The organism is Psychrobacter sp. 219-2-C (assembly GCF_049560815.1).
GTDB lineage: Bacteria > Pseudomonadota > Gammaproteobacteria > Pseudomonadales > Moraxellaceae > Psychrobacter > Psychrobacter faecalis.
In genome coordinates this window covers 619762-643025 of the sequence record NZ_CP186933.1, presented here as the reverse complement: position 1 = coordinate 643025, position 23264 = coordinate 619762, and the positions used below count along the sequence as shown (strand labels likewise).

Annotated in this window: 16 protein-coding genes and 1 other RNA gene; 7 read left to right on the top strand and 10 right to left on the bottom strand. The window is 42.9% G+C overall.

What is annotated here, in order from left to right; all coding sequences use genetic code 11:
* Nucleotides 1-70: 70 nt before the first annotated feature.
* The 6 genes from ACPEGP_RS02600 to ffs form a co-directional block, all read right to left on the bottom strand.
* Nucleotides 71-1903, bottom strand: coding sequence for an extracellular solute-binding protein (locus ACPEGP_RS02600; protein ID WP_423814234.1), 1833 nt, complete (start codon nucleotides 1901-1903; stop codon nucleotides 71-73).
* Nucleotides 1904-2193: 290 nt separating this feature from the next.
* Nucleotides 2194-3303, bottom strand: coding sequence for a 3-phosphoserine/phosphohydroxythreonine transaminase (gene serC, locus ACPEGP_RS02595; RefSeq protein ID WP_423813834.1), 1110 nt, complete (start codon nucleotides 3301-3303; stop codon nucleotides 2194-2196).
* 128 nt (nucleotides 3304-3431) lie between these two features.
* Complete coding sequence (locus ACPEGP_RS02590; protein WP_423813833.1) at nucleotides 3432-4328, bottom strand: hypothetical protein; 897 nt, start codon at nucleotides 4326-4328, stop codon at nucleotides 3432-3434.
* A gap of 62 nt (nucleotides 4329-4390) precedes the next feature.
* Entirely contained in the window at nucleotides 4391-7426 is a 3036-nt protein-coding gene (locus ACPEGP_RS02585; RefSeq protein WP_423813832.1) for a M48 family metalloprotease, read from the bottom strand.
* 49 nt (nucleotides 7427-7475) lie between these two features.
* The gene (locus tag ACPEGP_RS02580) at nucleotides 7476-8072 is read right to left on the bottom strand and encodes a LemA family protein (RefSeq protein WP_191689939.1); all 597 of its coding nucleotides are present in this window, start codon (nucleotides 8070-8072) and stop codon (nucleotides 7476-7478) included.
* 207 nt (nucleotides 8073-8279) lie between these two features.
* Nucleotides 8280-8376, bottom strand: an RNA gene (gene ffs / locus ACPEGP_RS02575) — signal recognition particle sRNA small type.
* Between the two features lie 297 nt (nucleotides 8377-8673).
* On the opposite strand from ffs, the gene ACPEGP_RS02570 reads away from it, so the two are divergent.
* Complete coding sequence (locus ACPEGP_RS02570) at nucleotides 8674-9390, top strand: SIMPL domain-containing protein (RefSeq protein ID WP_288728124.1); 717 nt, start codon at nucleotides 8674-8676, stop codon at nucleotides 9388-9390.
* A gap of 81 nt (nucleotides 9391-9471) precedes the next feature.
* On the opposite strand, the gene ACPEGP_RS02565 is transcribed toward ACPEGP_RS02570, so the two are convergent.
* The 3 genes from ACPEGP_RS02565 to glnA all read right to left on the bottom strand — a co-directional run bounded on the left by ACPEGP_RS02565 (nucleotide 9472) and on the right by glnA (nucleotide 13633).
* Entirely contained in the window at nucleotides 9472-10779 is a 1308-nt protein-coding gene (locus ACPEGP_RS02565; RefSeq protein WP_423813831.1) for an RNA-guided endonuclease InsQ/TnpB family protein, read from the bottom strand.
* A gap of 421 nt (nucleotides 10780-11200) precedes the next feature.
* Nucleotides 11201-12028, bottom strand: a complete 828-nt coding sequence (locus ACPEGP_RS02560; RefSeq protein ID WP_201590879.1) for a DUF4124 domain-containing protein — start codon at nucleotides 12026-12028, stop codon at nucleotides 11201-11203.
* A 195-nt stretch (nucleotides 12029-12223) separates the two neighbouring features.
* Entirely contained in the window at nucleotides 12224-13633 is a 1410-nt protein-coding gene (gene glnA / locus ACPEGP_RS02555) for a type I glutamate--ammonia ligase (protein ID WP_423813830.1), read from the bottom strand.
* Nucleotides 13634-14299: 666 nt separating this feature from the next.
* Between glnA and ACPEGP_RS02550 the strand changes: the two genes are divergently transcribed.
* The 5 genes from ACPEGP_RS02550 to ACPEGP_RS02530 all read left to right on the top strand — a co-directional run bounded on the left by ACPEGP_RS02550 (nucleotide 14300) and on the right by ACPEGP_RS02530 (nucleotide 18756).
* On the top strand, nucleotides 14300-14923 hold the full coding sequence (locus tag ACPEGP_RS02550) for an anthranilate synthase component II (protein ID WP_144296405.1): 624 nt from the start codon (nucleotides 14300-14302) through the stop codon (nucleotides 14921-14923).
* Between the two features lie 121 nt (nucleotides 14924-15044).
* Complete coding sequence (trpD, locus tag ACPEGP_RS02545) at nucleotides 15045-16163, top strand: anthranilate phosphoribosyltransferase (protein WP_286795669.1); 1119 nt, start codon at nucleotides 15045-15047, stop codon at nucleotides 16161-16163.
* A gap of 129 nt (nucleotides 16164-16292) precedes the next feature.
* Complete coding sequence (trpC, locus tag ACPEGP_RS02540) at nucleotides 16293-17180, top strand: indole-3-glycerol phosphate synthase TrpC (protein WP_144296232.1); 888 nt, start codon at nucleotides 16293-16295, stop codon at nucleotides 17178-17180.
* 76 nt (nucleotides 17181-17256) lie between these two features.
* Nucleotides 17257-17988 carry a Smr/MutS family protein gene (locus ACPEGP_RS02535; protein ID WP_144296233.1) on the top strand — a complete coding sequence of 244 codons (732 nt, stop codon included), beginning with the start codon at nucleotides 17257-17259 and terminating at the stop codon, nucleotides 17986-17988.
* Between the two features lie 135 nt (nucleotides 17989-18123).
* On the top strand, nucleotides 18124-18756 hold the full coding sequence (locus tag ACPEGP_RS02530) for a DNA-3-methyladenine glycosylase family protein (protein WP_423813829.1): 633 nt from the start codon (nucleotides 18124-18126) through the stop codon (nucleotides 18754-18756).
* 59 nt (nucleotides 18757-18815) lie between these two features.
* On the opposite strand, the gene ACPEGP_RS02525 is transcribed toward ACPEGP_RS02530, so the two are convergent.
* On the bottom strand, nucleotides 18816-20768 hold the full coding sequence (locus ACPEGP_RS02525; RefSeq protein WP_423814233.1) for a mechanosensitive ion channel family protein: 1953 nt from the start codon (nucleotides 20766-20768) through the stop codon (nucleotides 18816-18818).
* A gap of 465 nt (nucleotides 20769-21233) precedes the next feature.
* Between ACPEGP_RS02525 and ACPEGP_RS02520 the strand changes: the two genes are divergently transcribed.
* Entirely contained in the window at nucleotides 21234-23096 is a 1863-nt protein-coding gene (locus ACPEGP_RS02520; RefSeq protein ID WP_423813828.1) for a TonB-dependent receptor, read from the top strand.
* Nucleotides 23097-23264: the final 168 nt, after the last annotated feature.

Genomic DNA, 23264 nt, shown 5'->3' with positions numbered 1-23264 from the left:
TATGCAGCGTCATTGCATTTATTAACTTAAATTATTGTTTTAAACTATCTTTTAGAGCCATTGTTTTAGACTATTGCTTCAAATATTGATTAACACGTGCTTCTGCTTCTTTATCTGTCCACCAATAATCGATAGCGACGGCGTTGGTCGGCAGTTTTTCGGTATGACGATATTGATTCCAGTAGGCAACATTGGTGGCAGACTTGCCGTATAAAGGCACTAAATAATGACCTGCCCGTAGCAAGCGATCGAGCACCTTGGTATATAAAACAATCTCATCACGGCTCTCAGCATTTGCAAGTGCGGTTGTGACCTCATCTATCACTATATTTCTAATACCAATGGTATTGGCGTTACCCGCTTCATCAGCGGCGGCACTGCCCCAAAACGCCGCTTGCTCAGCACCAGGTGATAAGCTCTGTGCAAAGACGTCGACCACCATATCATAGTCAAAACGACGCATACGCTCGTAATATTGCGGCCCATCGACTTGGCGTAAGGTCGCATCAAACCCCAAACGCTTTAAATTACGGATATAAGGTAGCAAGACACGCCCCATGGTCTCGCCTGTCATCAAAATTTCAATCTGAGCAAGCTTGCCATTTGGCTGATATAACTGCATATCTTTGTAATAAAAGCCAGCATCTAGCAACAGCTGGCGCGCCTCTAGTAAGGCTTTACGATTAAAGCCGCTACCATCACTGGTTGGCAATCGCCATTCCGTTAATACCGCTTGTCGCTGAATCGGTTCAAGCTTGGCTAGCAATGGGCTTAATACCTGCATCTCAGCCGCAGATGGCGTACCAGTAGCAGCAAGCTCTGAGCCATGAAAGAAGCTTTGTAAGCGCTCATACTGCCCATGAAATAAGGTTTTATTCATCCACTCAAAATCGTAAGCTGCCGTCAATGCTTGGCGGACGCGAATATCTTGAAAAATTGGCCTGCGCATATTCATCACCAGACCCTGCATCGGTACTGGGTTTTCGCTGCTGATGGTTTCTTTATTAATCAGACCAGCTTTGACGGCTGGGAAATTGTAACCTGTTGCCCAATTAGAGGCTTTGTTTTCCGGGCGGAAGCGATATTGCCCAGATTTAAAACCCTCAAAAGCAATCTCATCACTTTGATAATAGACAAACTTAATCATATCAAAGTTATAACGACCGCGATTGACCATCAAATCACGGCCCCAATAATTGGGATCACGCACATAGCTGACCGCGCGCCCCGCATCGACGCGGCCGAGTTTATAAGGACCACTGCCCATGAGCGGCGTCAAGGTTATTTTCTCAAAATCTGTATCAATCGATGACTTAGCAAAAATAGGGAATTGCCCAACCGTTAATAAAATCTCTTTATTTTCATCAGACTTAAAAACAAACTTGACGCGCTGCTTATCGATAATCTCAATGTCTTTAATATCGCCCAAATAGCTGCGGATATACATTGGGCCTTTAGTCAGTATCGCATCATAGGTGGCTTTAACATCGTGACTGGTCACCGCTGTCCCATCCCAAAAGCGCGCGGCAGGATTAACATGGTAAATAATCCAACTGGTGTCATCGGGATCATACGTGACTTTATTTGCCAGCTGCGGATACATGGTAAAGGCTTCATTGAGTGAGCCCGTCATCAAGGTATCATACAGATAGTCCGTACCAACCATCGCCACACCTGTGGTCATCCATTTATTGGCCGCATTAAAGGTGCCGCGTGCCTCAAGCGATAATGTGCCACCCTTGGGCGCATTGGGATTGGCATAAGGCATGAACGGCACGTCAATATATTCAGTGGTACTATTATGCCCAAGCGCAGTCGTAGTGATTGGCGCCGCGATACTAGCAGGTATCCAGCTGATAGTAATGGCGAGCAAGACGGCTTTTAGCATGGTATTTTTTAACATCATAAAGTTATAACAAACCCCTTTGCCAGACCGAATGAATATATTGAACATTTAACCAGTGACTGAAAGCTACTGACCGCTTATGAAATAAAAGCTGAGAAAAATGTGATGTATCTGACGTATCGTAAGTGCTGCAAAATTTTATCATAACAAACTTAGGTTTTTTAACCTAATATTTTGCAGCGTTAAGGTTGCTACATGACGGATTATGCAGCTTAAAAAACACTAATACGCATAAAAAAAGACGCAGCTCATAAAGTTGCGTCTTTTGTTTTAAAACCCGTGCTAACTTAAGCGTGCTTTTTTTCAAAGGCGATCATAAAGTCAACCAATTGCTGTACCCAATCTAGCGACACTGCATTATAAATACTGGCACGCATACCGCCGACATCGCGGTGACCTTTTAGATTCATCAAACCTGCTGCCGCTGACTCTTCTAAAAACACTTTATCAAGGCTACTGTCGGCTAACGTAAACGGCACATTCATGATAGAGCGATATTTGGGGTCAACTGGATTGCTATAAAAGCTGCTGTCATCAATCGTTTTATACAGTAAATCCGCTTTTTGCTGGTTGATTTTGCCGATAGCAGCGACACCGCCCTGCTCTTCCAACCACTCAAATACCAGTCCTGCTAAATACCAAGAATACGTCGCTGGCGTGTTTGACATCGACTCTTTTTCCGCCTGATGCTCATAATTCATCAGCAGCGGGCACCACTCACTCGCTTTGCCTAATAAATCTTCACGGATAATGACAATAATTAATCCTGCTGGCCCGATATTTTTTTGCGCACCCGCGTAAATCATGCCGAATTTAGACACGTCAATTGGCTGTGACAAAATGCAAGAAGACATATCGGCGATAATTGGCGCATCGACTTGTGGCGGCTCAAATATTTGTACACCATGAATGGTTTCATTGGCGCAGTAGTGAAAGTACGCCGCATCTTTACTCAGGTTCCAGTCGCTTTGGGCTGGCACGTCGGTAAAATTACTGTCTTTACCCGTTGCCACCACATTAACCTCGCCCAAACCCAGTTTGCCATAGCGCTGTGCTTCTTTGACCGCTTTACCAGACCAAGTACCTGTCGTTAGATAGTCGGCGCGGTCACCATTTAACAGATTTAATGGAATCGCTGAAAACTGTAAGCTGGCACCGCCTTGTAAAAATAGCACTTTATAGTTATCTGGAATGTCCATGAGCGAGCGCAACTTGGCTTCCGCTTTTTCAGTAATCGCGATGTATTCTTTACTACGGTGACTCACTTCCATGACCGACATACCGCGTCCCTGCCAATCAAGCAACTCTTCTTGAGCGCGTGATAAGACGGCGGTCGGTATGGTGGCAGGTCCCGCTGAAAAATTGGGTACACGGTTAGGAGCGGCTTTGGTGGTCATAATTATTATCCTAAATATGATGAAATCATCGTGGTTATTAAAGGTTAACTGTTAAAGGTGAATGTTATCGTTATCTTTTACTCTCTGTCGTAGTAGTCGTAATAATAGTAAGTGGCAAGCCTTTAATTCTACTTTGATAACTGCTCCCAGAGCTGACGTTTAAGTTTGCTATCTTTAAGCATCTCATCGAGTGTGGGCACAGTAGTCAAGTTCGGATGCTCAAGGCCGTCAGGTAATACGGTCAATGCCGCCACTTTTATCTCTTCGCGACGACCAATCTTAAACACATATCCTGCAAGGCTGGCATTGGCAAGCTCAGCCGTATCCATACCTTCACAAATAGGAAATGAGGTCGTCTCACAACTGATAGATAGCGCTTGGGTGATATTTTGCCACAGTTTTTGGCTGTCATTATTGAGCGCTTGGATATCAACCAAAATTACCCAATCGCCATAGCGACCACCTTGTAAATCAAATGGTGCTACCTTTTTAAAGCTTTCCTCTTTAAAGCCCTCTTTTTTAAAACCACTGTCTTTAAAGCTGCCATCTTCAAAGCTTGCAACATTATTTATGTCACCAAGAGCAGTTTGCTGAACGACCGTATTTACAAGTGAGGTAACGGCGGGCTTGGAGATATCAGGGGCAGTCGAGTCAAAATGATAGGTGACGGGGCTTTGTGGGTCAGAATGACTTAAACCTGTCTCATTCGCATCATCATAAGAATGATTAGACTCATCATCTACCATATCGGCTATGGCATGAATATTTGGGGATGCAATATGAGAAGATTTATTATTCGAAAATTCAACGCTTGGCTGTTCAGTACTCGTTGTAGAAGCAGTAGAATGAGATGTAATCCTAGCGTTAGCTGTAACCGCATCAGGTAAGGTAGGCGCAGAAATATCAGCGATACTCAATGTTCCAGAGCTCGGCTGCACCCACTGATTGATACCCATTATCGCTAAAATCTGGCGCTGCTGCATACGATGCTGCAATACAATTAGCGGGTCTTGGATATCACTCATGCTTATTTACTATCCTACTTATCTAAAATGGATTTACAGGCTTTTATTGTCAATTAATCTGCTCAAAAAAGCTGCCGAACGCCTAACCAATGGTGGGCAAGCAAGGTCAAACAATCATACTCATCTTGACTGACTATCGTATCGTGTAACATCACTGTATGCAACGTGCTCAGCCATTGCCGGTAATCATTGTAATCATAAGGCTTATTATTAATAACATTATAATCTATTTGAGCGTCGCCCTGTTGCCTCTGTAGATAATTATCAGCACCTTTGGCTTTAAGACTAGATGATTGACTTGTAGACGCTATAAAAATAGGCACTGCTGCTATTAATGCTAATAATTGGACACTATTTAAACTTTGCGCAGTCAATAACAACCATTGCAAATTTGCCTCACTAGCGGCTGCTAAATCAATATCAATCAAACGTGCATGACGGCGTAAATCTACAAGATAATGAGCAATGCTAGCACTATTATAGCTGAGCACTGAGCTACGTAATTCGCTATCTAGTGCGGATATTATCTGCCCTTTGGCATCCTTTGATAAGCGATAAGCCAATACAGTAAGCACGGTTTTTGCGGCAACATCAAGACCATCAAACACCTGCCCTGATGGGTCAAGCTGAGCATAAATATCATCCGTGCCGGCATGCAATACTTGCTGCCATTGATAGTATGGATATTGAGAGTGAAGATGCGACTGAACCTGTTTATCGTTTAATACAGTAGATAATACGGGTAGTAACTGCTGCAGCTGTAGCGCCTGCCATAACGCTAAAATCGAAGGCGAGCGACAATGGGTATCTTCTAAAGGATTTAATAATGATTGAGGCTTATTAATAGAATCATCGTTATCTATATTATCAGCAAATTTTTGACTTAAATCAGCCGTTAGGGAATTTTCAAATAGCTCAATGATACCTCGCTGATAACGCAATAGCATTGACCGACACTTTTTTTGCTGCACGTAATGTTGATGATCTTGATTACGATGACTGGCTTCATATTTTAAGCGCAACTCATCGATAGCGTTTTCTGATAAATTATGCTGGCGTAGTTGCTTTAGCGCCAATGCAATCAAAGCACTGTCTACGCGCCGATCAAGATTTGCCACTACCGCTAATAATTTATGATCGAGTGTATGCGGTAAAACTCGCGTGTTATCTATATCGACTTTAGTTTCAGCAGAAAATCTCTTATCCTCATCAAGCCCAAGCCAGATTTCAGTTAAATTATACGTTGCTGTTGTTGACAGCACATAACCCTGATGACAAAGCAGCACAGCTTCAATCAGAGCTTGCGCTCCGAGCGGATGATAACTGTGATTGAGCACATACTGCGGTAGCGATACCTTTTGTATATCTTCGATACCAATCAAGGTATCTGATGGCAAATCACTATCAGGTTTAGCTTGCCACGGCTTAAGCAGCTGATGAGTACCGATATCTTCTGCTTGCACCTGCAAACGCCCATTAATAACAACATCTTGCTCTACAACAAATTCAAGCCCACTATCGCTCTGCAATTCATTATTTATCTCACTAGTAGAATAGGTTGCAATTTCTTTTTCGATAGCAGCTTTATGAATAGTATCTTTTTGAATAGTATTTTTTTGAATGGCATCTTCGTCAATAACATCATTGAATGTATTATTAATATTTTTATCAGTGAATTTATTTTCACTTAGGCTATTTGTTACTATCACGCCCCAATCACCCAAGCGGCGCTGCTCATAAATTTCTTTTATCTTTTGCTGATTGAGACGTTTTTCTTTAGCCACTTGCACGGCGAAATCGTGATAAGCGTTGGCATTGATGGCACTCATACGCTCGCTTAAACTTGGATGCGTGGCAAACCATGATACGTCACCCAAATCGGCACCACTACTGGCAAAAAAGAAATGACTTAATCCATTGATATCGGCGATGCCAGTTAAGCGCGAACCAAGCGCATCTTGATGAATGGCCTTTAAGGTTTCCATAATAGCCGGCGAACGTGTCAGCTGCACACTGGTCGCATCAGCAAGCAACTCGCGCTCACGGTTAAAGCTGTGTTTAATCAGCTGCGCACTGGCCATACTAGAAAAGCTCAAACCATGAATTAATAATGTCCAAATATTGCGCGGTGCTTGATTATCAAACTTATTATTATGTTGTACCCATCTTGACTGACTCTTAGCTGAAGATTGCTGGCTTTGCGACTGGTTTTGCCAGTAGGCTACCCATTCGCTATGAGTGGTAAAGTTGGCTGTCTGCGCTTCAGTGCGACGCGCATGGCTATCGATTGCTTTTTGCGGTAAAGGGTTGCTTTGATTGACCGCACTATTAATAAAAGAGCCATCAAAATAGTTTTGCTGCGTGGTTTGATGACTGACTTTATAACCAGAACCAAAATCATTAATAGAATCACTCCAGTCATAGAGTAATTGCAAACCTGCTAGTACCACCATTAGCTGTAAATTAAACGTCGCATCGCCATGCAAGATATGACCATACTCATGCCCTATCAGCCCGTATAGCGCCTCATCAGATAGTTTATCGAGGGCGCCTTGGGTGACGACGAGCACCATATCTTGGCTATGGCGACCCGCCACAAAACCATTAATGCCTTGTTCTTCAGGTAGCACATATAAAATTGGCATTCGCAAACCTGAAGCAATGGCTAGCTGCTGGGCAATCTCATAATAACGCCGATAAACAGGCGGGAAATCCCGCTCATCACGCACGGCAATCTGGCGGGCACTAAAGCGAACTTTTGATACAGGCTGATGCTGATGGGCAACTCCTTGGCTATGCTCCCAAGCGTCTTGGCTTTGGTCGATAAATAAGCGCACTGCACCCACACGTTGAGCAATCGCCCGACCACCTGCTTTTAAGCGCCTATACTCTAAAAAACTACCAACGACAAAGCTACCGATTGTCCATACGACCACCAGTATTAATACCCAATGATAAATGCCACCGGTAAATAGCGTGAGCAGCAACGCCATGACACCAAGTGCTACAGCAATATGGGCAAAGACAATCAGAAAAAATAGTCCATAAAGCAACAAGCTGCGCTGAGTACGGCTACGCTGTGCACCAAAAAAATCCATCTATTTATTTACCTAACGCTAGCTAAACACATTTAACATTATTTGAGCATCAGCCCATATCGACGACAGGTGCTTGAGCAATTACCTTTCTATCTTCAAATACCAATGGGCTAAGTGGACGAAAGCCAAAGGTTGTGCTGACAAGATTATTAGGAAACACTTCGCGGTCATTGTTATAAAACATCACGCTGTCATTATAATGCTGACGGGCAAAGCCAATCCTATTTTCGGTATTGGTGAGCTCATCCATCAGCTCTTTAATCATACTATCCGCTTTTAACTCAGGATAGGCTTCTACAACCGCTGAGAATTGCCCCAAGGCTTTTGACAACATACCCTCTGCTTTGGCAAACAACGCCATATGTTCAAGGGAGTCTGGCTGATGCTTAGTAGAATCTTGCAAGCTTTGGGCATGATTACGCGCATTAATCACACGGGTCAGCGTCTCTTCTTCATGGGTCAGATAACGTTTAGCGGTTTCGACCAAATTTGGAATCAAATCGTGACGGCGCTTTAGCTGCACATCGATTTGTGCAAAGCCATTTTTTGCTTGGTTGCGGGCACGTACCAGCTTATTAAATACTGACACCCCAAACACCACGATCAATATCACCACTGCAATGAATAGCCAAACGAACATTTTCATTATCAGACTCCAAAAGGTTTTTTGTTCACAAAATTGTTATTAAAGGTTACTACATTGTATTTTAACCCATATATATTGCTCAAAGTTCAAAATCGGGCGAATTGGAGGCGAAAAAAAAGCCCTTTACGATGAAGGACTTATTATTAATATTTAATGACCAAGACTATAAAGAATAGCTATCATCAAATTTTAGGCAAAAAAAAGCGACTCCATCAGCACATCCTCGGCACACATTATAACTATTACCGTTGCTACCTTCCGGTCCTGGCGGGATTCATAGAACAATGTTGCGAGGCTACCAATGGAGCCACCAGTTGCAGATTATACAAGATTTTTTTATTATTACAACCCCCATTGTCAAACTGTTTGCTTTAGGCAATAGACAACCTTATCAGTAATACGTGCAAGTGACGATGTAGCCAAATTTAAACAGCAACTTAACTGACAAAATACTCATAGCAAATTGTTGATTTTTTGCTATTTTAGTCAAGGTATGTTGCATAAAAACCAATATAGAAAACACTCATATAAAAATGAGTTTTCTGACCATATCCCTCATACAACTATCATGACCATTACTAGCACTAATTAGGAGATAATTATGAAAAACACTTGGATGAACAAAGCCGCACTTGCTACGGGTACCGCTGCTCTACTAACAGCAATGATAGGTAGCGCCCATGCAGAACCTACAGGCTACGATCAGCTGACTTTTCAGACAGAAGTCAAAGAGGAAGTCCAAAACGACGAAGTTCGCGCCACTATGTATAAAAAAGCGCAAGCATCAGATGCTAAAACGCTAGCGACCACGCTTAATACTTCGATCAATAACGCGATGAAAATCGCCAAACGCTACCCAAGCGTGACGGTTAGTACTGGCCAGCAGCGCACCTATCCTCGCTACGATAAAAACGACAAAATCATTGGTTGGACAGGACAAGCCAACATCGACTTAAAGAGCACTGACTTTGCTGCCACCAGCCAACTGATTGCAGACTTACAGCAAACCTTAGTGATGGAAAACCTAAACTTTGGGGTTTCAGACGCTAAAAAAGATGCGCTAGAGCAAAAGCTTATGACCGATGCTTCTCGCGCTTTTCAGCAGCAGGCTAAAAACCTGACTCGTGCATGGGATGCGCGCGGTTATCGTGTCGTCACTGTCAATCTAAATACCGGCAGCAACTACCCTCGCCCTATGTATAGCGCGATGAATATGAAAGCTGAAGCGGCGGATGCCTCAGTACCAAGCCAAAGCTTTGAATCGGGCAACAGTACCATTTCAGTGACTGCGAATGGCACGATTGAGTTAACGAAATAAACGCAGAGGTAATGAGTTAAGCATTGACATACTCCCCCACTTTCGCCAAGCTCAAGCGGGGGATTCTAAAAGCATAAGCTCTTAGGCGACATTCTCACGAATATCACAAGTTTTCTGCTTCATCGGGCGACCTTTACCGCATCCTCCCTCCACAGACAACACGGCATGTCCTGCCGCAAGAATATTTTTAGCTGCATTCACATCAGCATTTGCTTTATGCCCGCATTGGATGCACTCAAATTTAGCTTGAGTGCGTCTATTTTCCTTGGCGATATGCTTGCACTCAAAGCAGGTTTGGCTGGTATATTGCGGATTGACTTTGACAAGTAATCCGCCTGTCCAATGCTGCTTGTACTCAATCATATCGACCATCATACCCCAACCTTGATCTAAGATAGACTTGTTCAATCCTGACTTAGCTTTGACGTTGCGCCCATGCTGAGTAGCAGAGCCACTAGCAGATTTCGACATATTGGCTACTTTTAAGTCCTCACAAGCAATCATGGCGTGGTTTTTGCTGATGTTGGTGGTGATTTTATGCAAGTAGTCATGGCGGATATTAGCAATATGATGGTGGAGTTTTTGTATTTTGTTTTTCTGCTTTTTCCAGTTTTGACTGAATAAGGCTTTTCTACTTAATTGGCGCTGTAATGCGGCCAGTTTAATTTGATTGGCTTTAAAGCTGTTTTTGGGTTTGATGTGCTGACCGTCTGAGGTAGTAATCAGTTTAGTGACACCTAAATCAATACCTATGGCGCTTGTAGAGGGGTGAATTGGGTTTTGATCCAGTTCTCGCTCACACCCAAAAGACACGTACCAGTGCCCTAGTTTCTTGCTAATAGTGACGTTTTTGATGGTGCCGATGATGTCTTGTGATTTTCTAAATTTCACAAAGCCCACGCCATTAGGTAGTTTGACGCGATTACCCTCAACACGGCAATATTTATCAAACTGAACAAGCCTGATTGAGTCGCAGCCATCGGATTTACGTTTAAATCTTGGCATCAGTTGTCGTAGTTGAATCTCTGTGCCATCGCTTAGCTTAAAGAACTTGGGTTTTCGGAGCTTCTTTTTATTTTCTTTGAGCCTAGCATGAACTTTAGGGTCGAAAAATCGTGACCAAGCAGAGGCGAGATCACGTACTTTTTGTTGTAAAGATACGGCGTTGGCATGGGTTCTTAAGAAGTCAAAATCAGGATTGTTCTTTAGATCCATGATTTTATTAACCAAGTTGGTGGCATTAATAAATTCATTTTTGGCAAACATCTCAAATGAGATCGCTAGTATTTGATTCCAAACAAAACGTGCAGAGCCGACAAGACTATTTAGAATAATCTGTTGCTCTGCATTAGGCTCAAGCCTAAATTTATACGCTTTGTTGATTTTCATGGAATAGTCTTGGCGAGTTTATTAATATAACGCCAATCTCAACTTATCGTAGGCTTTTGATTTTTATAGAATTTAAAATTCTAATTGTTTTAACTGAAATTTTAAAAACTAAGTAAACCAATACCTTAGAAAAATAAGTTGAGAGTGGGGTTAATATAACAATACTTAATAAGCATATCAAATTCACGGTCAGGATGTGTAAATAAACAGTAACAATGAGGCGAAATTCACCTCCACCCTAATGTCGGATGGAATCCTCTTTCGCGGTTTGATAGATATTATTACTAACTTCTACCAATAAGGGCAATCACTGCTTTCAGTGACTGCCCTTATTTTATGTCCAGCAATTATTGTTAATGGATTGCCGCTATCTTTTCACTGTTAACCTTTCACTACTAGCCTTTAACACAGTGACTCAGATTTATTTTTTTACCAGTTCTTCAAGCGTTATGGGTTTATCAACTATTGGCTTAGTAAATGACAACATATTAGGATGCTTGCCATCTTGACGCAGTTTTAATAGTACTTTTTGGTGCCAAGGTAGGCGCTGATACGCCAAAAGCTGCTCTGCTAATTTCTTATTTTTTTGCAAGGTTTGCGTGTTTTGAATGACGTAGACGGTACGCTCGACCTGTTTTGCTGCCTGCCCTTTTTTATCTTTTATCACCGCTTTGATATTATGCGTGCCTGGCAAGATATCAACAGTTGCAATCGAAGCGCTCAAACCCTGCGCCACCTCGTTGCCATCTAAGTAAATGCTCACGCTATCGCCTGCTTGTAGGGCTGGTTTTACTTGCACCTTGACATCGATGCTTTGTACCGGACGACGATACGCCCGCTCTTCGCTAGGCTCTGTTATCGTCAGCTGATAATTAATGGGTGCTTTATTAGCGGTTTTGTTACTGTTAGCAGTGGTGCTGGTGGTGCCAGTGCTGTTAGCAGCAGATGCTTGAGTAGTATTGACAGGCTGGTTGTTGGCACTGTTGGTTTGACTAGAACTATTTGCACCCACACTGTCGCTGCTAGTCATGACGCTGGTTTGGCTAATTTGTTTGCCAGCTTGCTGTTCGTAGTTTTGCGGACGGTCGGTAAAGGTCACTTGACCGGTCTTTTCATCGACAACTTTATAAATAGCAGCGGCATTTGCCATCGGCGCGTAAAGGCTTGCGGTGCTAATAATCAGCCCTGTCAGCAAACTTACCGACAACCCTTTATTTAAAAAAACAGTACTTTTAAATGATGAACTCATAGTCAATCAGCCTAAAGCGATTTGTTATTAATATATAGATGTAACCATTATGCGATATTTTTGCCATTAAATCAGTAATGACTTTACACTAAATTTAACAATTAAACGTCTACTTTAATTGCCCACAAAAAAACCAGCTAAATATAATTTAGCTGGTTTTTCTTATTTAAAACAATTGAGCCTATTAATTATTAATTAGCAGCTGTAGTACATGTCAAACTCAACAGGATGCACAGTTACGTTCAGACGTTGTACTTCTTCTTCTTTCAAAGCAATAAACGCTTCTAGCATGTCTTTAGTGAACACATCGCCTTTTAACAAAAACTCGTGGTCGTCTTTTAGCGCCTGTAGTGCAACATCTAGACTCTCTGCAACCGTTGGGATTTGTGCTTCTTCTTCTGGTGGCAAGTCATATAAGTTCTTGTCAGCCGCTTCACCTGGATGCATCTTGTTCTGGATACCGTCAAGACCTGCCATCAATAGCGCAGCAAATGCCAAGTATGGGTTCGCCGTTGGATCAGGGAAGCGTGCTTCGACGCGTACTGCTTTTGGACTGCTCACGTGCGGAATACGGATAGACGCTGAGCGGTTTGATGCAGAATACGCAAGCTTGATAGGTGCTTCGTAATGCGGTACCAGACGCTTGTAGCTGTTGGTCGATGGGTTGGTAATCGCATTCAGCGCACGAGCATGCTTGATGATACCACCAATGAAGTACAATGCTGTCTCAGACAGACCAGCATACTCATCACCAGAGAACGTGTTTACGCCATCTTTTGAGATCGACATATGCACGTGCATACCAGAACCGTTATCACCAACGATAGGTTTTGGCATAAAGGTGGCGGTTTTGCCAAACTGGTGGGCAACGTTATGGACGGCATACTTTAGCTTTTGTACTTCGTCTGCTTTACGTACTAAAGTATTAAATGCCACGCCAATTTCTAACTGGCAAGGAGTCACTTCATGATGATGGACTTCGATACAACCTTCGCCAATCATATCTTCGATACGCTCGCACATTACCGCACGCATGTCTTGTGAGCTATCAACCGGTGGTACTGGTACATAGCCGCCTTTAACGCGTGGACGATGCCCCATGTTGCCCCACTCATAGGCTTTATTGGTTGACCAAGCGGCTTCTTCAGCGACGATTTCATGGCTGACACCAGACATATCAACCGACCATTTTACTTCGTCAAAAACAAAGAACTCAGGCTCAGGACCAAAAAAAGCGGTATCACCAATACCCGTTGATTTTAAGTATTCTTCGGCCCGACGAGCAATAGAGCGCGGATCACGGTCATAGCCTTGCAGCGTTGATGGCTCGATGATGTCACAAGTCACCACCACAGTAACTGCGTCAAAGAATGGGTCGATAAAGGCAGTTTCTGGGTCAGGGCGCAAAATCATATCTGAGGCTTCGATACCCTTCCAGCCAGCAATCGATGAGCCGTCGAACATTTTGCCATCTTCCATCACTTCTTCATCAACGCTGTGCGCTGGGAAAGTCATGTGTTGCTCTTTGCCGCGGGTATCGGTGAAACGGAAATCGACCCATTTGGCATTGGATGATTCGATAAGATCAAGTAATTTGTTCGACATGGAAAGTTTCCCTTATGGTTAACATGGTAATAAAATTGTAACGTAGAATGAAAATTTTAGACGGAAAGTTTTTTTAAAGTTGTTTTTTGCTTAAAGCCCAGCTGATTTTCTGGCGTTAAGCTTTAAGTATTTTTATGAGCCAAATAAATGCAGGTGCTATTTTAGCAACATCTGGCCAATAATGCTGAACTCTTCAAATGCATCTTGGTAAATAATATTACATCGCTTTAATAGCGAGCTATTCACATCTATAAGAATTGCAGCTACTATGCCAACTCATCTTCGGGCCATCAAGTTTTTAAAACATCCAAAAGCTGAAAGTAATAATTATTTATAATAGATACAAGCATTTACATAATATAAATCTTATATATTAAAGCGTTATTTGCATAGCAATTGCTATGTCTAGCTAGCAAACTCAAAGATTAATATATTAAATAACGTCCCATAACAGTGCAAACTTTAGAAATTTTAACTTAGTAACGCACCTTTATAGAGCATTTATTACTATCAGCGTGCAACGGCGCTACGTTTGATAGATAACGAAATAGTGTTAAGATAACAGCCTTTAAAATCGCATCGCTGTTGAACCTATTAAGTTAAAGATACTAAGCTAAAAACACCAAGCTTAAGACACTAGGTTAAAGAGACTAAGTTGAACAAATGATGATTTTGATGATCGATAATTACGACAGCTTTACCTACAATATTGTACAGTACTTCGGTGAATTGCAGCAGGACATCAGCGTTTGGCACAACGATGAAATCAGTATTGATGAGATTAAAGCACTTGCGCCAGATGCCATTGTTATTGGTCCCGGCCCCTGTGACCCTGACAGTGCTGGTATCTCGCTAGAGGTGATTGCGACCTTTAAAGGCATTATCCCGATATTAGGTATTTGCTTGGGTCATCAGGCAATCGGTCAAGCCTTTGGCGGTAAAGTCGTCAAAGCAAGCGAGGTTATGCATGGGCGGTTATCGGCTATTTATCATAATGGTCAAGGCGCTTTTACCAACTTGCCAAATCCAGCCCAGTTTACCCGTTATCACTCATTGGTGATTGAGCAAGCAAGCTTACCCGACTGCTTTGAAGTTAGCGCTTGGACTCAAAATGCTGATGGCAATATCGAAGAAATCATGGGCATTCGCCACCGCGAGTTTGCGATTGAGGGCGTCCAGTTTCATCCTGAGTCGATTTTAAGCGAAGCGGGTTATCAGCTGCTGAATAATTTTTTACAAATGCATCAGTTAGCAGTTTTATCCTCAGATAATTTACCAAAAGTAGGATAAGTGTTTTAAAAGACGAACCCTATTTTTTAATCCAATGAATGTATTTAAACGACAACTATAAAAGATAATAATAAGTGAGAATATTATGACCGCTGCCGCTATGCAGGACAAAAAATCAATCATGAATCAAGATAAGCAAAACCTGCAAAATGCTGAGAGCATCAATCAGCTGCCAGATGAGAGTATTCATAAGCTTCTGACCACCGCATTAGGCAGGATTTTTCAGCATATTGATTTGACCTTTGACGAGATGTATCAAGTCATGCTCGTCATCATGCAAGGCAGATGCAGCGATGCCATGATGGGTGCGATTTTGACGGGCCTGCGGATGAAAGGCGAATCCATCGACGAGATTACCGCCTCAGCCAGTGCGATGCGTGACTTAGCTGCCAATATTAACCCAAGAGACTGTCGCTACATGGTCGATATCGTCGGTACTGGTGGCGATGGCGCTAACTTATTTAACGTATCAACAGCGGCAGCCTTGGTCGCAGCCGCAGCTGGGGCGCAAGTCGCTAAGCATGGCAACCGCGGCGTTTCAACCAAATCTGGTAGCTCAGACTTACTTGAGCAAGCCGGTATTAGCCTAACCCTGACACCAGAGCAAGCACAGCAGTGTATCGAGAATCAAGGGATTGGCTTTTTATTTGCGCCCAATCATCATAGTGCGATGCGCTACGCCAATCCGGTACGCCGTGAGCTAAAAGCGCGGACGATTTTTAATATCTTAGGTCCACTGACCAACCCTGCTGGCACGCCAAATCTGGTTATCGGCGTCTTTACCGCCCAGTTATGTGAGCCTTTGGCAAAAGTGATGAAAAATCTGGGCGCGCGTCATGTAATGGTGGTCGGTGCCAAAGATGGTTTGGATGAAATCAGTCTTGCAACTTCAACCACGGTAGCCGAGTTAAAAGACGGTGAAATCTCTGTTTATGAGATGATGCCAGAAGATGCGGGCGTTGAGTCACAAACCTTAATTGGGCTTGATGTCGATTCTCCTGCCCAAAGTCTTGAGCTGATTCGTGCCGCTTTATCAGGAGCAGATACTAATGACCGCGCTGTTCTAAAAGCCCGTGATATGATTGCCTTAAATGCCGGAGCGGCGATATATACCGCAGGACTTGCCAGCAACTATCCGAATGGCGTGAGCCGCGCCCAAAAAGTCATTCAAAATGGTGACGCTTTGATTAAGCTTGATGACTTAGCCAAATATACGCAGCAATTAGCTGACCAAGTTTAATAAGCTAAATGCTTAGAATTAATAAGAAATACGTGGCTCATAACCCTGTTAATCGCAACTATGTGTGCCGCCTTAATTTATTAGCCTAATTGTTACCCTAATTTTTTTACCAAATAACGGAATATAGCCATGACCGCCAAACCAAAATCAGACACCGCGATTCCTTCAGTGTTGCAGCGTATCGTTGCTACCAAGCACGAGGAAGTTGCTGCTGCTCGTGCGGCAGTATCGCTTGAGGCATTAAAATCGCAAGCCACCGCTGATACCCAGCCACGTCGCGGTTTTGCCAATGCTTTACGCAGCGCTGATATTGGTATCATTGCGGAGATTAAAAAAGCCTCGCCGTCTAAAGGTATTATCAATCATAACTTTGAGCCTGCGCTATTTGCCAAGCAATATGAGCAAGCGGGAGCCAGTTGTTTATCAGTACTCACCGACCGTGATTATTTCCAAGGTGATGATAGCTACTTAATCCAAGCGCGCCAATCTTGCAATTTGCCCATATTGCGCAAAGATTTTATGGTAGATATTTATCAGATTTACCAATCTTACTTAATGGGCGCTGATTGTATTTTATTGATTATGGCCTGTCTTGATGAGGCGCAAGTACAAGAGCTGCATGCGCTAAGCATTGAGCTGGGTATGGATGTCTTGATTGAAGTTCATACAGCAGATGAGCTTGAGCGTGCGCTACAGTTGCCACGTTCAGCGCATAATATCTATGGTATTAATAATCGCGATTTAAACACCTTTGATGTCGACTTACAAACGACGCTTGATTTAAAAAACACCCTGCTGCGCGAATTAGCTATCGATGATGCGCTCGCTGCCAATCCTAATGACCGTCTAGAACGGCCGCTTATTGTCACCGAAAGTGGCATTCATAGCAGCCATGATATACGTTTGATGCTCAATAATGATATTCAGCACTTTTTAATCGGCGAGCAGTTTATGAAGACCGAGCATCCAGGGCAAGCGTTACAATCCTTACTTGCGAGCGTCGCAGCACAGGCGTAAAGTAAACCGCATCTATTTTATGTACGATATAAATCATTAAATCACTCATTCACTCACCAACGATACGTTAATTATTATGTCAAACTCTCTGTTTTCAAAAGAAATGCAAGACCAATTAAAAGAACTTAAAGGGCAACTGAGTAAAGGTCGCGATACCAATTCACCAGAAGGTGAAAATGAAAAGCCAACCGAACCTGTCTCACTCTTGACCCAAAAACAAGTCAAAAAAACGGTCAAGCAATTAGATAGCGAACATATCGACGACGATAAAGTGCTATTTATGCAAGCGATGCATGGCGTCAACCAGCTAAAAGACAAAAACGTGCGCACACCTGCCAACGCCTCTAAAGCAGGTAAGCCTGACGCTGCAACGCTTTCAAAACGTGCGGCTGCTCAAGGGAGCGAAGCTGGTGATTTGGGCGCAGGCTTGTCAGATATGCAAGCGCTATTAAACCCTGTCGCCGGCGAAGCTTATTTGTCTTATAAGCAGCCGACCTTACAAAACAAAATCTTTGATCAGCTTAAAAAAGGTAAGCTACGCTGGTATGATGCGGTAGACATCCATGGTTGCACCATTGAAGAAGCGCGCGATGCAATGACCCAACTGCTCAGCCAAGCCAAGCAAAACAATGAAACTGTGGTAAAAATCGTCCATGGTAAAGGTTCTGAGGCTATTTTAAAAACCTGCGTCAATGGTTGGTTACGTCAACTGCCAGAAGTACTGGCATTTTGCTCGGCTCCGCCGAAAGATGGTGGCAATGGTGCGGTACTGGTACTACTTAAAAAGACCAAGACCGATAAAGAATAAAATTATAGATCGAAAAAAAGGACTGCCACCCTGCAGTCCTTTTTTATATCAAAGGTTCACCCTCTCGTTTTGTAGTCGCGCTTTGATAAATCTTCCTATCATTTTGCTGCATATTTTTTAGTAAGTGATTTCTCTATGAATATACAAATCATCGAAAACAAACAAGAATTAAAAGCACATATCAACGCTTTGATTGCTCTCGAACCAAGATTTGCGCCTGTTTATGAGCAAGTGGGTGTGCCTGATTTACGCCATAACGCGGGCGGCTTTACGCAAATAATGAGAGCGATGGTTGGACAGCAGTTATCAGTCGCAGCGGCAGCCAGTATATGGCAACGCTTGGTAGAGGCAGGTTTGACGACGCCATCAGCGATTCGGGCAGCGACAGACGATGATTTACGGGCGCAGGGGCTCTCTAAGCAAAAAATTCGTTATACGCGCTCTTTGGTCGAGCACGATATAGATTTTGCTGCCTTAACAACCCTACCCGACAACGACGTTATCGATACCCTGACTGCTGTGGTTGGCATTGGACGCTGGACCGCTGAGATGTATCTGCTATTTTCGTTACAGCGCGCTGACGTGCTGGCAGTTGATGATCTAGCCATTAAAGTCGCAGCGATGGAATTGTTAGATTTAGAAGAGCGCCCAACGCCAAAACAATTAAAAAACCTGACCCAAGATTGGTCACCGCACCGTAGCGCTGCCAGCTTATTGTTATGGCAATATTATGGTTTTTTACGTCAAAAAACTGCTATCCCTTTATAAGCCATAGCTTTATAAATAAAACGTTCAATAAACCTTAAGCAAAATAACCACACAAAATATTAAGGCTGATTCCATATAGAAAAACCAAATTTCTTTTTGGCGTGTTTAAACTTACCTTTTTTTAACAGACGATGTTTGTGCCTTTGTAGTTTTTGCTTTTTAGTGGTGTCTTTACGAGCCTCTTTCTCACTCGTCGCACTGTCAGCGTTTTTATTTAAATCAAGCGCCTTTTGCTCATCAGCATTATCGTTATTGGCATCAGTGTCTGCTTCACTCGCATCGCTTGCGTCCACTACTTCGTTTATCGAATCATCAGTCACGGTTTCTAGCTGAGGTTGTGGCTCAAGCTCGGCTTGATTGACAATCAGCTGCTGCGTTGGCAGCGCATGCTCGACATCGTATTTTTTCACCAGGGTCAACACGTCGACCAACAAGTCATCTTGCTTACGATAAAACTCTATCGAGTCGACAGCATTAATATAAGCGCGCAGTTGAATGACGTAGCAGTCTTGGCGCAGCTCTGAAATATTGGCCTGATTCCACTCCTGATTGGTCAGCTCGTGCTCGTCCAAAAATTGATCTAATTTTTTGACCATCTTAAAGACCACATCAATATCCGCATTGCGTTTAATATACAAGTTATGCAAAAAGTGAAACATATCCCGCGAGGTATAGTTTTCAATTTGCATCGATGAGAAGTCACTGTTAGGCACCGTCACAATCGTCCGGTTCAGCGTACGCACCCGTGATGAACGAATACCAATATCAATCACCGTACCTGCTTGGTTGCCGAAGCTACAATAGTCGCCAATGCGTACTGGCGAATCTGCCACCACCACCACACTGCCGACCAAGTTCTCAATCGTCTTTTGCGCACCTAGTGCTAAGGCTAGACCACCGACCCCTAATGCGGCAATCCCTGTGGTCAAATCAAATCCTAAATTTCCAAAAATGACAATAACCGCAAAGATTAATAATAGCGCTTTGACCACCTTGCGCATCAAACCCAAGATAGAAACTCGCTCGGTATAGTTTTTCTTATAACTTAAATTGACCGCGCGGGTAAATATCGAATCAATAACCCGCAGTAATAGCCATGTCGTCGCTACCCAAGAAGCAATGTCGGTAAAGCGCTTAATTGGTTCACGCAGTGTCACTGATATACCGGCATATACCATCACCTCGGCCAATATCAGCGCCGTGATAACGACGGTCAGTGGCAATATCACATTATTAGGTAAAGGTAACGTCTCACCCCGTAGGCGAGGATAAATCAGTTTTAATAAATAATAGAGCAGCCAAACCACGATGTAAGTAAAAATAAAACTACTGACTATAATGGCTAATGCCGCCAATATATCAGAAATCTGATAACCAAATAGCTTTTTACCATCTAATGAGTCAATGGTGTAGCGCGAAACCAGCGTCGGCTGATAATTCTCTATCACTTCTGGTATCGAGCTTAGGGTATCGTTTGAAAACTGCCAATATTGCTCGCCTTGCTTAGAGGCTACTCTTTCGAGCACCAGCGGCACGCTCTTATCACCCACATTAATCACGCCGACGTTTTCTTGGCTTGGCGGTAGCTGATCGCTTAAATTTCCCTCAGGCGTATTATTAATTTGCAAATCAGGCTGAAAACGCCCGCCCGCATCGAGTGCTTGCTTAAATTGGCGCACCACAGTGGTTGGATTATCAGACTTGGATAAATTTAGATAATTACTGGCCAGCAGATAGTCGTTATCGCCCAATGCTTTAATAAAGCCTTGTACAGTATGGCGCGGCGTGTCACGTCCGAAAGAATCAGGGGTCGAAGTGTTGGCCACCTCTTCAGTTTGACCACCCACGCCCAATATACTGGCTTCGGCAGCAAGCGCACCATGTGAAAAAATGACGCTTAATGCACTCACTATCATCGCAAACAAAAACACCGTTATCATGAGCGGCGTTTTTGTTTTTAAAGATGTAAATGATGAAGATGTCGCAGTACGAGCACTCAGATGACGCTGAATAGACAAAACAAACCTCTTAGCTTTAGGAAGAGCAGCACAGTAAATAAATGAAATCCGCCACTATAATAGCAATTATTAATCACAGCAATGCGTTTGATTGCATGTTTTTATTACTGGTTAAAATAGTGCTTGCCTTTAATGCAGATGATACTTATTTAAAAGCTTAAAAAACACTACTAATGGCTAAACAACCCAAATAAATCCCCGTCATCATGAGCATCACTCAGCGTATGCTGAATAAATATTAGGACAAAGTGGTTTATAAGTACGTAGCTTTTATAGATAATAAGCGCATGTAAAATTCGTATTACTTTTTGTAATTTTTTACTTTTAGGCTCTCGCTTCTGTAACTTTTTACTTTGTTCAATTTGTCATTCAACTTTGGAATTCAATATGGCTTTATCACGTTCATCTTCGACCACCTATCTGCGGTTGTGTCTCTTAAGTGCTTTAGGCGGATTTGCTATGAGTGCCACAGCTGCGACTGGTGATAGTAGCGTTATCAATCACAGCGAGTTGCCACAAGTTGAGCTTGATAAAATTGTCGTGACGGCGACGCGGACGCCAACTAAGACCAGTAATGTCATTGCCCAAACTCGAGTCATTGATAGTGAAGAATTGCAGCGTTATCAGGGTCAGACAGTAACTGACGTATTAAAGAATCAGCCTGGTATTAATATTACGCAAAGTGGCGGTATGGGCACAGCCAGTAATTTTTATATGCGCGGTTTTGATAGCAAGCAAGTCTTGGTGATTATCGATGGGATACGCTATGGTTCTATCTCCTTGGGTAGCCCTTCTCTAAATCTATTATCAGCAGATCAACTGGATCGTATTGAGATTTTATACGGCGCCTCAGGTTCTAGTATTTATGGTTCTGATGCCATGGGCGGTGTCATTCAAATCTTTACTAAAGGCAATAGCGTCGATAAATCCAATGTTTCTACGACTGTTGGTTATGGCAGTAACAATCATTACCAAATAGGCATTACAGGTCAGCTTAAAAATGCGACTTCATCAATGAGCTTGGGCGTCAGTCGCAACGAAACAGACGGCTTTAACGTCATAGCCAACCCCGAGTCTGTTGATTTTAATGCGGACGATGATGGCTTTAAATCTACTAACGCCAGTTTGGCATTGCAGCACAAGCTTTCAGATTCGCTAAGCGCGGGGTTGAGCGCCTTGTATACTGACTCCACCACTGATATTGACTCAGCAGGAAACGCGTTTCCAAATGCTTATTCAGATCAAAAAAATGGCAGTGCCAATGCTTATCTTCAATACAAAACGCCTTTAACGGTCAGCAAACTTAGTTACGGTCAAAGTATTGATAAATCGACTTCTCATGACGCCAACTCTATTAATTACCAAGAAGGCAGCCAGTACGATACCACCCAAGAGCAAGCGCGATTAGAAACCAGCATTAATGCGCAACCTGGTACTGTAACTGTTGGGGCAGAATGGTTGTCACAAAAACTAGACGCGTCAGATGTTTTAGATTTTTCAAGTTATCCTGATCCTGCTGTACGAACCCCTTATGACCCTAACGACAGAACGGTCAAAAGTGCCTTTGTTGGTTATCAGCTCGCGGACACTTATTACGACCTACAAGCCAATTACCGCGTAGATGACAACTCGCAGTATGGTAATGAGAGCACCTATAATTTAGGAGCAGCTATACGTCCATTAGCTGGTATGCGAATTGGTGCTAACTATGCCACAGGTTTTCGTGCACCAACGTTTAATGACTTATACTGGCCGGGTTTCAGTAACCCCAACCTTAAACCCGAAAGAACGAAAAACACCGAAGTATTCGTTGAATACGCAAATGACGCTCAAACGTCACGATTGACAGGCTATTATACCGATGCAGAAGACTTGATTTCTAATGCAGCAAATATCAGTGAAGCGAAAATCAAAGGCTTAAGTTTGACCTCAGACTGGAATATGAATGACTTTATCTTTGGTCTCGGTTATGACTACTTAGATGCGAAGGACAAAACGGCAAATAGCGCCAGCTACGATCAACAGCTCGCCTACCGTCCTAAAAACAGTGGTTTGATTTACGTTGGTTATCAACAGCCGATGTTCGATGTTCGCCTCGAAGCCAAACATACTGATGATAGAATCACGGCCGAAAACAATAAACTTGATAGCTATACCCTGCTTAATTTGAGCGGCGCAGTTTATATCAACCCTAATCTCCGCGCTAACTTGCGGGTAGATAATATCACTGATGAAGACTATACGCTTTCAAGCCAGTATGGTAACGTCTATACCACAGAAGGCACCAGCTATTTCGGCTCACTCACCTATAAATGGTTTTAAGCTTATTTGGTAAAAATCAGAACTTATATATAAATAATCAAGGCTATCGATAGATGGCCTTTTTTTTATGACGTAAGCACTTACGATTTTCCGCAGCCAATAGGTGACAAATTAATCCTCATCAATTACAATAACGACCTCCGAGAGGTGTTGCGCCATAATCATCGA